A 14,263-nucleotide genomic window follows, 5' to 3' on the forward strand; every position below is an offset into this window, starting at 1 on the left:
TTATATTGTAACTGTTGAATCTAATTCTTTTAGATGTCCGTTCTTATGTAAAATTTCTCTGGCCAAATTTAAATAGTTGATTGCACCTTTACAGGATGCATCGTGCATAATCACAGAAATACCAAAACTTGGCGCCTCACTTAATCGCGTATTTCGCTGGATAATCGTTTCAAATACCAAATCAGTAAAATGTGTCTTAACTTCCTCTACAACTTGATTAGACAAACGTAATCGCACATCGTACATGGTCAATAAAATACCTTCTATTTCCAAACTAGTATTTAAACGTGTCTGAACAATTTTAATTGTATTCAACAACTTGCCTAGCCCTTCTAATGCAAAATATTCACATTGAACAGGAATTACAACTGAATTTGAAGCCGATAAAGCATTAATCGTAATTAAACCTAGTGAAGGAGAGCAGTCAATAATGATAAAATCATAATCATCCTTTACCTGATCTAAGATTTTTTTCATCTTATACTCACGTTCGTGCATATTAATCATTTCGATCTCAGCACCTACCAGGTCAATATGAGCAGGTAATAAGTCTAAATTAGGAGTTTCAGTAGCTTGAATAGCATCACGTGGATCTAGATCATTTACCAGACACTCATAGATACTTTCTTTAATGGTTCTTGGATCAAATCCAATTCCAGAAGTAGAGTTTGCTTGTGGATCAGCGTCAACCAATAAGGTTTTATATTCTAAAACAGCTAAACTAGCTGCCAGATTGATTGATGTTGTCGTCTTACCAACACCACCCTTTTGATTTGCAATTGATATAATTTTACCCATTTCGAATGAAATTCTTTCTTTATAAAATGTCATTTTGTTCCCCTAAAGTCACAAAAAAGGATTATTCTGTTCATTCATAAATTCTTCCACGCAAAAAAACACTTAAATCATGCATATTTCTTACTTTTGAAAGCATCTAAAGGAATAGATCCTCAAGATGCTAAGATACAAAAAATCAGGATATACATCCACTTTGTTCCTTGGGTTTTTATAAGTTACAACTAGACAATGATTTTAATAATTTCGGGGACGAATCGACCCAAAAGTAAGACGCTAAAAGTTGCACAATACTATCAAGATTACATACAAAAAAGCGGTGAAAGCTGTCAAATACTACCTTTAACAAATCTACCTGCAGATATTATAGTCTCAGATTTATATGGTCAACGAAGTGACCAGTTTAAAAAGATACAACAGTTGGTATCTGAAGCCGATAAATTTATTTTTATCACACCAGAGTATAATGGCAGTATACCAGGCGTACTCAAGGTCTTCATTGACGCCTGTACTTTCCCAATTAGCTTCTGCCATAAAAAAGCGGCTCTTGTTGGTATTTCATCGGGACGCTATGGTAATTTAAGAGGGATAGATCATCTAACCGGAATATGTAATTACTTACGTATGCATGTTTTACCATTAAAAATTTTTTTACCTCATATTCAAAATGAAATAAGCGAAGAAAATACATTTGTGCATATTGAAACAAGGAATGCCATTCATGAACAAATAGATGAACTTATTCATTTTTAAAAATTTACAAAACACAAGAGCCAATGCTTACACGCATTGGCTCTTGTGTTTTAATTCAATAAAAGCGCAAATATTTGTATTTTGCCCAAAACTTAATCATATGAAATTAAAAATTACATACCTCCTATTATCCATTGGCTTACTATGGTCTTGCAAACAAACTACAGAACATAATACGCTAAGTGCAATCGAAAAAGAAGAGGGTTGGCAACTTCTCTTTAACGGAAAAGATATTAACAATTGGCATATTTACAACCAAGGGAATCAACCCTCTAAATGGGTGGTAAAAGATGATGCTATACTTTGCGACCCCACTGTTAAAACTGGTGTATTTGGAGATTTAGTTTCGAATGAAACTTTTCAAGACTTTGACTTAAAATTTGATTGGAAAGTTGCCAAAGGTGGCAATAGCGGCGTATTTATAGATGTTCAAGAGGATCCAAAATATGACGCTACATTTGTTACAGGACTTGAAATGCAACTTTTAGATAATGCCAATGCGGAACCGCGGCATCAAACAGATTCAACACATTGGGCTGGATCGTTGTACGCAATAAAGGGCATAGGATCCAATTCAAAACCTAATCCCTACAACGAATGGAATCAATCTAGAATTGTACAGAACAAGGGAAAAGTAAGCTTTTGGTTAAATGGGAAGTTAACATTCGAAAACGAAACCAACACCCAGGAATGGAAAGATCTTGTCGCTGGTACCAATATGAAGAACTATCCAGATTTCGGTAAATTCCAAAAAGGAAAAATTGCCTTACAAAACCATACTGATGAAGTTTCTTTTCGTAACATCAAAATTAAGGTATTATAAAAAAATAAGAGCAGGTAATCCTGCTCTTATTTTTTAAATCAGATTAATATCCGAACAACTCTTGCAATGTTAATTTCTTAACTTCTCCAAGTTTTTGCAGATCCTCCATTTTTATATTTTCATCTTTTGCAACAATACAATAAACATAAGGTTTACGACTCATTTCTTTATTATGAAAAGCTTTTAGGTCTGTAAAACTTAATTTTGGTGCTTGTTCATAAACATCTTTACGGATATCTGAAGTAAGTCCCAACCGCTGTGCACTTAGATAATTTGATAAAATATTTGCATTTGTAATTCGGTCACTAGCCAATGATTTTACTAAACTAACTTTAGCAATATCCAAAGCTTTTGGAGCATCAGGTAAATCATTTAATAGTTCATTCATACCGACAACAGCTTCATTAAATTTATCGGCCTGTGTACCGACATATGCGCCTACCGAATAATGATTTTCCTTTTTAACAGGAGAAGCAAAATTAGCATAAGTAGAATAAGCTAAAGCTTTAGATTCTCGAATCGTTTGAAATACGATACTTCCCATACCACCACCAAAATACATATTAAATAATGCGACAGTAGGACTATATTTTGAATTATACACTTCAGAATTTCTAAACCAGAATACTTCCGCCTGCTTCATATCAAAATTAGTAAACAACACTTGATTTTTAGGGGTAGGCAATTCTTCAAAAGTATTTGCTTTCTGAACTGTAGCAAAATTGGTATTTGAATTTAAAGGTTTAAGAGTAGCAACCAATTGACTGGTGGTCTTAGGCCCGTAATATAATATTTGATGTTTTGTATTTGCCAGCTCGTGTAAAATAGCAACTAAGTCCGATGCTTTGATCGCATCCAACTCTTGATCTGTCAAAACATTATTAAAAGGATTTTTAGCTCCATATTTTGCATATGACCTCAATCCTTCCATGATCAAGTTCTTATTTTCTTTAGCATTTGTTCTTGATTTCTTCAAACGACCGATATAAGCTTCCAATGCTTCTTGATCACCAACACTATTTTTTAATAAATCTTGAATCAGCTCAACTGTTTGTTCAAAATTTTCATTTAATCCTGAAATATTAATACGTGTTTCTTCATTACCTGAAGACACTGAAAAATCTGAGGCCAACTTATAAAACGCCTTGCTGAAATCTTCACTGGTTTTTTCTTTAGTACCTAAGAATTCTAAATAATCTGCGGCAATACTTAATAACTTATTATTCCATTTCCCCATCTCGTAACGATAAGTTAAACTAAACAATGCGTTATCTTTATTTTGCACTGCGATCACATCAAGACCTTTTAAGGTAGTCTTTTGTACATCTTTAGTATAATCTAACCAGACAGGTGCAATTTTGCTTTCAGGCATTGCAGCAATAGTTTTTAGAAAAAGTGATTGATCGTCACGATTTACAACTACAGGCGTAATAGGAGGTTTCTCTACTTTTACAATGCTATCGTCAATGCCCTTACGTTTATAGACCACTACATAATTATTATCATTCAGATATTTTGTAGCAAAATCCATAATATCTTTCTTCGTGATTTTAGTTAAGTTATCTGAATAACTCAATTCTGTCGACCAATCAACTCCAGAAGTAAAGGCATCCATTAACTCCTCAGCACGATTACTATAGCTTTCATTTCGTGAAATTTCTGATTTCTTTTCGTTATTTACAATGGAAGTAATCAGGTCGTCAGAAAAATCACCTTTACGCAGCTTATCCAATTCTCCTAAAATCAAAGATTTCACATCATCTAAAGATTGACCTTGACTTGGATTAGCCTGCATGATCAACATCGAATAATCTTTTAATACATATGGAAAAGCCCCTGCTCCCAATAACTTTTGAGATTTCACTAAATCTAAATCAATTAATCCAGCTGAACCATTTGTAAGCATATTTCCGAGCAAATTTAACATTTGAGCATCTTTTGTAGATGCACCGGGGAAACGGAAACCTAAAAATAGAAATTCCGATTCTGGACCTTTAACCTCTCTTACAATTGGTTGTTTGATGTCTTTTTCAGCATCAAAAGTATAGGCTGGAATTTCTTTCGGTTTCATATAACTGAACGCCTGATCGATTTTCTTTACTACTTCATTTGGATCAAAGTCACCAGACATAATTACCCCCATATTATTAGGGACATAATACGTATTAAAATATTCACGAATCGCTTTCAAAGACGGGTTCTTCAAATGTTCAACCGTACCGATAGTTGTCTGTTTTCCATAATTATTATTTGGAAACATCGCCTCAAACATGGCTTCTACAGATTTACGTCCATCATTATCCAAACCTCTATTCTTCTCTTCGTAAACAGCTTCTAATTCTGTATGAAACAATCTTAATATAGGATTACGAAAACGCTCTGCTTGTACAGCCAGAAACTTATCGATGACATTATTGGGAATATCCTCAGTATAGACAGTCTGTTCAAAAGAAGTGAAGGCATTTGTCCCTTCAGCCCCCATCTCACTCATCAATTTATCGTATTCATTAGCAATAGCATATTTTGCTGCCTCGCCAGAAACCTGATCGATCTGCTTATAAATTTCTTTACGCTTGGCTTCATCCTTAGTGGAGTTATACTGTTCATATAAACCATCGATCTGATCCAGTAATGGTTTTTCCTTTGCCCAATCTTTTGATCCAAACTTATCAGTCCCTTTAAAAAGCATGTGCTCTAAATAATGTGCTAAGCCTGTGTGATCTGAAGGATCAGTTTTACTACCTGCTTTCGTTGCAATATAGGCCTGAATACGAGGTACCTTTTTAGAAGGGCTCAAAATAACTGTAAGACCGTTTTTTAATGTATAAAAACGCGAATTTGTAGGATCATTGGTTACGTAACGATACGTATACCCACCCTCGTTTGCTTCTTTCCAATCATACTTTTTCACCTGTGCAAAAATTGTTACGTGTGATAAGAACACAAAAGCTATTACCGAAATAGATTTTAAATTCATTTCTAATAAGTTTATATAATACAATCAAATATATAAATGTTTATATGAAAACTCATCGTGTTTGAACATCTTTAAAATGACAACACTACTATGAGGTAAATTTCAATTGCGAAAGCAATCAGCTAGATCAATTTAGCTTCGATAAAATATAAAGGAAACATAAAAAGGAGTAAATAAAAAAAGCATCGATAAATCGATGCTTTGATGTGCAGAATACTGGGTTCGAACCAGTGACCACTCCCGATGTATCGGGATGATCTGAACCAGCGTACTAGACACGAATCAATTCTTCGATTTTTAAACGGCTTTTCCAAGATTTAATAAGCGTTTCCCTAATCAAAGCATCATGCTTAGAGCCATATTCTTCCTGGTATACAACCTCCCAATCCTGAGCTCTACCGGTAAAACCTTTTTTATAAACAGCGTTATGCCTGCGAAGTCGCCCCTCAACATCTGAAGAAACACCGATATAATACCGGTCACAGCTTAACGAATATAAAATATATAGGAAATACATAAAAAGGGGTAAATAAAAAAAGCATCGATAAATCGATGCTTTGATGTGGAGAATACTGGGTTCGAACCAGTGACCCTCTGCTTGTAAGGCAGATGCTCTGAACCAGCTGAGCTAATTCTCCTTTTTTCTTTCAATGAACCATCTCATTTGTCAGTGACCACTCCCGATATATAGGGATGCTCTGAACCAGCTGAGCCAATTCACATTTAAGTATTTTGAAACACTTCTGTTTGTGTGGAGAATACTGGGTTCGAACCAGTGACCCTCTGCTTGTAAGGCAGATGCTCTGAACCAGCTGAGCTAATTCTCCATTAAGTATTTTGAAACACTTCTGTTTGTGTGGAGAATACTGGGTTCGAACCAGTGACCCTCTGCTTGTAAGGCAGATGCTCTGAACCAGCTGAGCTAATTCTCCATTTTTTTTCAGACTTTCAATAAATTAGCTGAGCTAATTCTCCGCTTTAGTTCTTGGTATATAATACCTTTCCCTAATTGCGTATGCAAATGTACTGCAAAATTTCGACTCTCAAAATTATTTCAAAAGTTTTTTACGCTTAAAAACGCAATCCACTAGAAGCCACGCATATAATTTTCAATATTTTTAGTCATAGAATTTCCAAGAAACACCAAATCTTATATTCGCATCATTCATCGGATAACGACGAACAGTATAATAGCCTTTTGGCATGCCCAAATATTGGTTTACAAAATTACAACTGATAAAAAGTGTCACGCGTTGTATGTTTGCTGTAGCCCACGCATCAAATATAGGATAAGTCGAAAATTTAATCCCTGCATTATCATTATAAAACTGACTTGCATTAATTGAATAAGATGGTGTTGTAAACGGAGTGTTGAAACGTGCATCAACTCCAATGTTGAAATCAACCACCTTATAAAGCACATTGCTGTAATACAAACTATGCCAGGTATATATTTCAGGAGTTGCAAGTGTTTCCTGCTGATCTGTTTTTTGATATACAATTAAGTTATCCAAGGTAAATTTACTAAACTTGAACTTTTGTCCTACTGAAACCTTTAATAGATTAACAGATCCTAATTGCGCCGGTTCAATTAATTTAGCCAGACGTGGATCATTTTGCGGATTATCAATCTCTTTAAAATAAAGATAGTTATCCATTAAAAAGTATTCAACCTTTCCATTGAACCCAATTTTTGGATTGCTATACTGAAAAGCTAGATTTTGTGTTTTTGTTTTATTAAGATCCCGCTCCCATTGATGGTACGTATAATTCATTCGATTAAACACCATTTCTGGTGATTTATTCTGCGAATAAGCCGAAAGCGTAATTTTACCAACATTAGAACTTAATAAAAAGTCGGCTTTTGCTTCATAAAGATAATCACCAAAATTATGACCCATCACTATCTGATTGACTTTACCTGTCAGATTGACTCGATCTGAGAACTTATACCCCAGCTCCCCCTTTAGCATACCATTTTGATAAAATCTGTTATTGACACCACTATCGGAATACCAATACATATCATGTTGAAAAGCAACATTTAATTTCGCTTCATTTTTAAAAATAGATTTTCCCCTCAAGTAAAAGCTATATTCAAATTCATTTGAAATAGAAGTAATTTCCGTTGTATCCTGCGTTAATCTGGAAGAGCCATAGGGGAAAGCACCATTAGCATCGGTTTCATTTTTAAAAAAATTATATTTCTGAATCCGTACAGAACTATTATGTGCAACACTATTTGTAGGGTAAATCTGCATCGTAGACTTACCTGCATCAACGGTATCAAGATGACCAAGAAACATCGATTGACGAAGGAAGAATGAATTATCACGCCATTCATTTCGAGGTCTATTGTCTCCTTGCCCCTGTAATCTTACGGGGTAACGATCGGACGATTGTTTTTCTTTATCTTTGAATATATTATCTGATAAAATCGAACCATTCTCTGAAGCATCAAGTTTATTAAACACTAAATTTGTCAACAAATTATAGCGGTGATTTTCGGACTCGTACCAAGCAAATAAAGCCGATTTGATATCGGAATACTTCTGATTGGTATAATATCCATCTGCTCTTGTTGCATGAAATTCTCCACCTATATTAAGTCTTGGATTTATATTTTGTGCAAGTCTAGCACGAAACACTTGATCATCAAAGAAAAAACCTACAGCATAAAGTTCCGAAAATCTAGCACGGGCCCTAAAATATTGAATAGAATCCGGTCTGTATAAGGTCCGCTCCAAGCTATGAAATCCACTTTGAAAACCTATCGTTTTACTAGGTTGAAATAATAGGTCACGCGTTGCCAAACCGTAGGAGCCTAAATTGATACTCGGATTCCCTGGTAAATTCTGTTTATTGTAATATTGAAAATTACGATGTGATGTATCTATTTGAACGGTGTAGGTTCCTTTTTTCATCATATCCAATGTTGTATATCGAATATATTTAGCAGACAAAATAACAGAATCCTGTTTTGCATCCTCTTTTGCCCTAGCAGAATCTAAAGCACTACTCCATTCATCATTACTTTGTGCTTGAACTTGATTTACAAAACCAAGAATACAACAAAAAATCGCTAATAAGCGCAGGGTCACCTTCATTAATATTTGAACTAGTATTGTTTAAAAACTATTGCAAAGCTATTAATTCTTTCAAAATTAACGTCATCTTTGGTTCAGCTTTTGCTGCTATATCTACGATATCCTGCAAAGAAACAGGTTGCAGATGATCATGAAAACCCTCATCAGTAATCACAGAGATCGCAAAAACAGGTATATCCATATGATTAGCGACAATAACTTCAGGCACAGTACTCATCCCTACAATATCACCACCAATCAATCTCATGTAACGATACTCGGCTTTAGTTTCCAAATTTGGTCCCGGGGCGGCTACATATACAACCTCATGCGCCCTAATTTCTTTGTGGACAGCAATGTCTAAACCTTGCTTTACCATTTCACGGTTATAGGGTTGACTCATATCAGGAAAACGTGGACCGAATGCGGCTAAGTTTGAACCACGTAGCGGATTATCTGGCAACAAATTAATGTGATCGGAAATAATACCCAAATCACCTTTAAGAATATTAGGGTTTAAAGATCCTGAGGCATTTGAAACAAAGAGCTTCTGAATGCCCAAGACTTTCATGATACGGATTGGAAATGTAATTTCTTTCATATTGTAGCCTTCATAATAATGAAGTCTACCCTGCATCGCTACAACCCTACGACCATTCAGCGTACCGAATATCAATTTACCGGAATGAAATTCAACTGTAGAAATGGGAAAGTTGGGGATATTGGAATACATCAATGAATACTGGACGTCGATCTCATCGACCAACTTACCCAATCCAGTACCTAGTATTATTCCAAATTCAGGCTGAAAATCGCCTATTTTCTTGCGGATAAATCCAGCGGTTTCTTCTATCAATTGATACATACGTGCAAAAAAACTAATTTAATCAAACTTAACTTAATTTTTTTGCACGTACAAATCACTTAACTTTTTTTAATTATGTGAAAGCGCTCTATCGGAGGCTTTACCCGGAGAAGTTAAAATCAACAATAAGAATGTTATAAAACCATTGATAATGATCAAGTCTAAACCGATTACATACGGCGTATAAACTTCTATTACATAAGTTTTCAAAATATACAAAATAGCTGGTGATATAACACAAATGAAAGGCACTAGTTTGTCTTTAACTGCGTATTTTGTAGCAATACCTACAACAAAGAGTCCCAACAATGGACCATATGTGTAACTTGCAGCTGTAAAGATTGCGTTTACGACCGAATCATCATTGATTAATTTGAATACTAAAATCACCAATAACATAACAATAGAAAAGCCAAAATGTACATAATTGCGTTGCTTAACCAATACAGGATCATTTGGATTCTCTTTTTTATTGAAATTTAGGAAATCAATACAATACGAAGTCGTCAAAGCAGTTAATGCTGAGTCAGTAGTTGCAAATGTAGCTGCCGTCAATCCCATCATAAAAATTATTGCCGGAAGAATAGCCAAATGATTTAAAGCAATTTCAGGATATAAATAATCACGAGTAGCGAGCTGACTGATATCAATTCCATTTTTCTCTGCATAGATATAGAGCAGTGCTCCAACTGCTAAAAAGAAAATATTGATCACCACAAATACACTGGTAAAGGTAATCATATTCTTTTGAGCCTCTTTGATTGTTCCCATGGAGAGGTTCTTCTGCATCAGATCCTGGTCTAATCCTGTCATGGCAATGGTTACAAAAATCCCCCCTAGAAATTGTTTCCAAAAATTAGCTTTGCTACCAACAAAATCATCCAAAAAGAATATTTTAGAATAGCTACTTTCTTTAACTGCTTCGAAAGTATCAACAATTCCAAAGTTTAGTCCTTTAGCCATAAAGTAGATGGAAAGAATAACCGCTGTTATCAAAAATGTTGTTTGCAGTGTATCTGTAACAATAATTGTCTTCAACCCGCCTTTATTTGTATAAAGCCAAATTAACAACAGACAGATGACAACTGTAACTACAAAAGGAATATTCCAAGCGTCAAAAATAAAATGTTGCAATACAATAGCAACCAAGTAAAGACGAAAGGCAGAACCAATCGTTCTTGAAATTAAAAAAATAGCTGCTCCTGTTTTATAGGTTGTATGACCAAAACGTTCTTCTAAATAGGTGTAAATAGAAGTTAGGTTCATCCTATAATATAGCGGTAACAAGACATATGCGATGATAATAAAACCAACGGCATTTCCGAGTACAAACTGAAAGTAGCTAAATTCTGAAGCACCAACTGCTCCCGGTACTGAAATAAAAGTCACTCCTGACAATGCAGTACCAATCATTCCAAAGGCAACCATATACCATTTCGAATTGCGATTAGCCACAAAAAAAGTGGAGTTATCTGATGATCCCTTTGAAGTAAAATGCGCTACGGCAAGTAAAACAGCAAAGTAGACCACCAAAAATGATAATAAAATTATTGGTGACATAAGTTTGTTTTATAATAGGTGATTTAGTGTTTAGTGTGTTTCTTGATATGCCTCTATTGCTTGGCGCACATGACCAAATTTTTCCAATAATTCTGTCGCTTCAGCTTCCGTTGCATTCGTTTCATCCATAATAATACGGACCCCGCGAGCCACTAATTTATGATTAGATAATTGCATGTCGACCATTTTATTTCCCTGCACACGTCCCAATTGGATCATAATGGAGGTACTTAGCATATTCAGTACTAATTTTTGAGCAGTCCCTGCTTTCATACGTGTAGAACCTGTAACAAACTCAGGTCCAACCACAACTTCCACAGGTAATTGCGCTTCTTTTGCTATAGGAGAACCACTATTACAAACGATACAGCCTGTTGCTAATCCCGCGGCATTGGCAGCTTGTAAACCTCCAACTACATAAGGAGTCGTTCCTGATGCGGCAATACCGATAACAACATCCGTTTTATTGATACTATATTCAGTCAAGTCCTTCCAGGCCTGTTCTGTATCATCTTCGGCAAATTCAACTGCTTTTCGGATAGCCGTATCTCCTCCTGCAATCATTCCGATAATCCAATCAAATGGAACACCATAAGTTGGAGGACATTCTGATGCATCCAAAACACCTAGTCGTCCACTTGTACCAGCACCGATATAAAAAACACGTCCCCCATTTTTCATCTTAGCCACACACTCATTAACCAACGCCTCTATCTGCGGAATAGCTTTTTCAACAGCCATCGGAACGGTCTTATCTTCGTTATTAATATTCGTCAACAACTCCAAAACAGTCATTTTTTCTAAATCCTGGTAATGCGATTCTTTTTCGGTTGTATTTATCATCCTATCTTCTATATTATCCTTTATTCTATTGTAATAACTCACGAATATCGACAAATTGATATTCCTCTTTCTTTAACTTATCTATTATTTTACCTAAACGGTGATAAAATTTATCTTTTCGACGTGAGTCTGTGCCCATATGTATGAGTATGATAAATCCATTTAATCCGTTTAGCTTTTTATTTTGTTCCCATAGCCCCTTTTCAATATCATCGGAAGATAAATATCGTTTACCCATTTCAGGATAACTATAATCGGCGGCAGTTCGTAATCCAGGAGTATAATTAATGGGAACATATCCCATTTGCTCACTCCAAGTTACAATCTCCTGATTGTACCATTCATACGAAGGAATAAAATATTTGTTATCGGTTCGAAAACCTAATTTTTCTAATTCCCTGAAATTCATCTCCAAATCTTGGATAAATGAATCCTTTGTTACTAATAAACCTTGTCTATTGCCCCAGTCACTAAACAATAAGTGTTTATCAGAATGAGCAGAAAGATAATTTTTATTCCTTTTAATCTCCTTTACAACAGAACGAAATTTGGATGTTCTCAAAAAGTCTCCTGTTAGAAAGAAAGAACCCTTTACATCCTTTTCTTTCAATATTTTTAGCACCGTCAATCCACCATCAGCTAAATCATGTCCTGTAAAAACCAGCGCTAATTGCTTTTGCAAGCTATCTCCTCTCACGATAGCTCCAAAAGAATCTTTGACTACTTTTTTATTTGAGGCTCCTCTAAGGCCTTTTGTTCTTGAGAAGCTAACAAATAGATCAATGAAGCAGTACCATCCATTGTAGGTTCATTTGTACTATAGTCACCATAATCATCATGATAAACAACAAGATCACTTTGAAATGCCGCATACGGATCCTCATTGAGCAATTTAATTCCGATCAGATTACGATATGTCGAAGTCATTATGGGACCATCAACTAACCCACCATCAATTGGAAAATTCTTTAAATGAGTAAAAGCAGAATGCGGATTAACCGGTGTATCGCCCCACGAAGGCAGGCCATAAACCATGCTTGTACCCCAAGGATTTGTACCGAAGATCCAATCTATATTTGCTTGTGCCAATTCATCATATTGTGTATCCTGTGTCAATTCTTTATACCATAAACATTGAATAGCGAAGGATACAGTCAAATTATTACTGCACCAAATAAAAGGAACACCCCTATAAAAGGCATTTGTTTTTGCCCGTTCAAAAACCGACGCTATTCCAGACTTATAATATGAGACAATCTCCTCGCGATCATTGCCTTTTAGCTGTTTTCCCAGTTCATAATGCCCTAGATTAATAAATGGATACCATTGATAATGTGCTGCGGTATCTGTTTCCATCCACGGCGTAATTTTCTCCTGCCGCGCATAAACTATCGATTCATTTAAAAACCGCTTCTTATTTGTTGCTCCATAAAACATTGCTCCAGCAAGTTCCATGTCATCAACCCAATTATCCTCGGCATAAATATAAGGAGACTTCACTGATACTGTTTGTGTTACCCCAGGTTTTATTAATGCAAAGTTATATGCTGTTTTGGCTTTTTTAGCCAAAGTTTTAGCATATTTAATATCATCATTTCGAAACAAAGAACTACCCAGATGAAAAGCACTCGAAAATTTGGCTGCCGTTGAACTTGTACCAGTTGTATTATTCATAAACTTACCTCTTTGTTGCGGTTCTCCATTTATAAAATAAACAGGTCTTTCAAAACCTCTTCCATAAAAAGGATCTTCACCTGGCATTCTCATATTCGTATGATCACGGTCATCTGCAATCTGGTTAAACATTAAGTTTGGCGCAGGATGCATCTTCAGCAACCAATCCAATCCCCATTTTGCTTCGTCCAGCACATCAGCGCGACCATTCTGGCCATCCAATCCATTTGCCTGCTTTTGATCACCAAATACTTTTGGAAAATCTCTATAAGCCGCTAACAAATGATAAGTAGCATTTGCCGAAGTCGTTGAATATTGCAAATAATCGGAAGCATCATGCCAGCCTCCTCCTGCATCAATACGTGAGCTATCTGCAATACCTACCTTATTAGCATGCAATACAAAACCATCGTGTGTATGACAGCTATCTTTCAGATACGGGTTAAAAAGTGTTCTTTGTTGCCGCATATAACGAAGTGCAAAATCAGCAGCTCCTTTATATACATCCTTTCCAATTTTAAAAACTGGTGATTTCACTTTTCCAACTCTTAAATAATAAGAACCCGTATCGCGATATGCTGAAAAATCAAACCTAAAGCTTTGCACAAATGGTCCATAAGTTCCAAAATCTTTACCGATTAGATTCGAAAATACACTTTTCTGCGTTTTCACATCAATCAGTTCAAACCGAGTATAATCAGCCTTTTCCTTTGCTCCAAATACCGCAACTTTAATTCCTGCAGGTGTATACCCTAATTGGTTCACTCTTATCCATGCCTGTTCTTGCGCTTTCGCAAAGTTAAAAACAAAACATGCAAAAACAAGCATAAAAACTCGCTGTAAATGTAATAAGTTTTGTGTAGTTAATTTCATAATTTAGAACTTTT

The 14,263-nt window shown here is 35.5% G+C and carries 11 protein-coding genes and 3 tRNA genes; 2 read left to right on the forward strand and 12 right to left on the reverse strand.

All coding sequences use genetic code 11. The annotated features are described in order from the left end of the window. Positions 1–798 carry a ParA family protein gene (locus HCX49_RS16160; RefSeq protein ID WP_132769363.1) on the reverse strand — a complete coding sequence of 266 codons (798 nt, stop codon included), beginning with the start codon at positions 796–798 and terminating at the stop codon, positions 1–3. A 228-nt stretch (positions 799–1,026) separates the two neighbouring features. Here HCX49_RS16160 and HCX49_RS16165 point away from each other — a divergent pair, with 228 nt between their 5' ends. Next, positions 1,027–1,548, forward strand: coding sequence for an NADPH-dependent FMN reductase (locus tag HCX49_RS16165; protein WP_132769364.1), 522 nt, complete (start codon positions 1,027–1,029; stop codon positions 1,546–1,548). 100 nt (positions 1,549–1,648) lie between these two features. Then, positions 1,649–2,371 (forward strand): DUF1080 domain-containing protein, encoded by a 723-nt coding sequence (locus HCX49_RS16170; RefSeq protein WP_165905862.1) that lies wholly within the window; start codon positions 1,649–1,651, stop codon positions 2,369–2,371. Positions 2,372–2,414: 43 nt separating this feature from the next. Here the strand turns inward: HCX49_RS16170 and HCX49_RS16175 are convergent, their stop codons facing one another. The 11 genes from HCX49_RS16175 to HCX49_RS16220 all read right to left on the reverse strand — a co-directional run bounded on the left by HCX49_RS16175 (position 2,415) and on the right by HCX49_RS16220 (position 14,249). Then, entirely contained in the window at positions 2,415–5,348 is a 2,934-nt protein-coding gene (locus HCX49_RS16175; protein WP_132769368.1) for a M16 family metallopeptidase, read from the reverse strand. 271 nt (positions 5,349–5,619) lie between these two features. Continuing rightward, positions 5,620–5,865, reverse strand: coding sequence for a GIY-YIG nuclease family protein (locus HCX49_RS16180; protein WP_132769370.1), 246 nt, complete (start codon positions 5,863–5,865; stop codon positions 5,620–5,622). A 46-nt stretch (positions 5,866–5,911) separates the two neighbouring features. Then, positions 5,912–5,986: transfer RNA gene (locus HCX49_RS16185), tRNA-Val, on the reverse strand. Positions 5,987–6,100: 114 nt separating this feature from the next. Beyond that, positions 6,101–6,175 (reverse strand) — tRNA-Val (locus HCX49_RS16190). A gap of 30 nt (positions 6,176–6,205) precedes the next feature. Next, positions 6,206–6,280: transfer RNA gene (locus HCX49_RS16195), tRNA-Val, on the reverse strand. 186 nt (positions 6,281–6,466) lie between these two features. After that, the gene (locus HCX49_RS16200) at positions 6,467–8,455 is read right to left on the reverse strand and encodes a putative porin (RefSeq protein ID WP_132769372.1); all 1,989 of its coding nucleotides are present in this window, start codon (positions 8,453–8,455) and stop codon (positions 6,467–6,469) included. 28 nt (positions 8,456–8,483) lie between these two features. Beyond that, positions 8,484–9,299, reverse strand: a complete 816-nt coding sequence (locus HCX49_RS16205; RefSeq protein WP_132769374.1) for a purine-nucleoside phosphorylase — start codon at positions 9,297–9,299, stop codon at positions 8,484–8,486. A 69-nt stretch (positions 9,300–9,368) separates the two neighbouring features. Further along, positions 9,369–10,859 carry a sodium:solute symporter gene (locus HCX49_RS16210; RefSeq protein ID WP_132769376.1) on the reverse strand — a complete coding sequence of 497 codons (1,491 nt, stop codon included), beginning with the start codon at positions 10,857–10,859 and terminating at the stop codon, positions 9,369–9,371. Positions 10,860–10,889: 30 nt separating this feature from the next. Further along, positions 10,890–11,702, reverse strand: a complete 813-nt coding sequence (gene murQ, locus HCX49_RS16215; RefSeq protein ID WP_132769378.1) for an N-acetylmuramic acid 6-phosphate etherase — start codon at positions 11,700–11,702, stop codon at positions 10,890–10,892. A gap of 25 nt (positions 11,703–11,727) precedes the next feature. Beyond that, a complete protein-coding gene (locus HCX49_RS25590; protein WP_237682825.1) occupies positions 11,728–12,384 on the reverse strand; it encodes a polysaccharide deacetylase family protein in 657 nt (218 codons plus the stop codon). A 38-nt stretch (positions 12,385–12,422) separates the two neighbouring features. After that, complete coding sequence (locus HCX49_RS16220; protein ID WP_237682826.1) at positions 12,423–14,249, reverse strand: glycoside hydrolase family 9 protein; 1,827 nt, start codon at positions 14,247–14,249, stop codon at positions 12,423–12,425. Between the last annotated feature and the right edge of the window lie 14 nt (positions 14,250–14,263).

This window comes from Sphingobacterium sp. B16(2022) (genome assembly GCF_012030425.1).
Classification (GTDB): Bacteria; Bacteroidota; Bacteroidia; order Sphingobacteriales; family Sphingobacteriaceae; genus Sphingobacterium; species Sphingobacterium anhuiense.

Excerpts from the sequence above, each read along its gene's own strand:
- HCX49_RS16160 (WP_132769363.1), bottom strand. The coding sequence starts at position 798 with ATGGGTAAAATTATATCAATTGCAAATCAAAAGGGTGGTGTTGGTAAG.
- HCX49_RS16165 (WP_132769364.1), top strand. The coding sequence starts at position 1,027 with ATGATTTTAATAATTTCGGGGACGAATCGACCCAAAAGTAAGACGCTA.
- HCX49_RS16170 (WP_165905862.1), top strand. The coding sequence starts at position 1,649 with ATGAAATTAAAAATTACATACCTCCTATTATCCATTGGCTTACTATGG.
- HCX49_RS16175 (WP_132769368.1), bottom strand. The coding sequence starts at position 5,348 with ATGAATTTAAAATCTATTTCGGTAATAGCTTTTGTGTTCTTATCACAC.
- HCX49_RS16180 (WP_132769370.1), bottom strand. The coding sequence starts at position 5,865 with ATGTATTTCCTATATATTTTATATTCGTTAAGCTGTGACCGGTATTAT.
- HCX49_RS16200 (WP_132769372.1), bottom strand. The coding sequence starts at position 8,455 with ATGAAGGTGACCCTGCGCTTATTAGCGATTTTTTGTTGTATTCTTGGT.
- HCX49_RS16205 (WP_132769374.1), bottom strand. The coding sequence starts at position 9,299 with ATGTATCAATTGATAGAAGAAACCGCTGGATTTATCCGCAAGAAAATA.
- HCX49_RS16210 (WP_132769376.1), bottom strand. The coding sequence starts at position 10,859 with ATGTCACCAATAATTTTATTATCATTTTTGGTGGTCTACTTTGCTGTT.
- murQ (WP_132769378.1), bottom strand. The coding sequence starts at position 11,702 with ATGATAAATACAACCGAAAAAGAATCGCATTACCAGGATTTAGAAAAA.
- HCX49_RS16220 (WP_237682826.1), bottom strand. The coding sequence starts at position 14,249 with ATGAAATTAACTACACAAAACTTATTACATTTACAGCGAGTTTTTATG.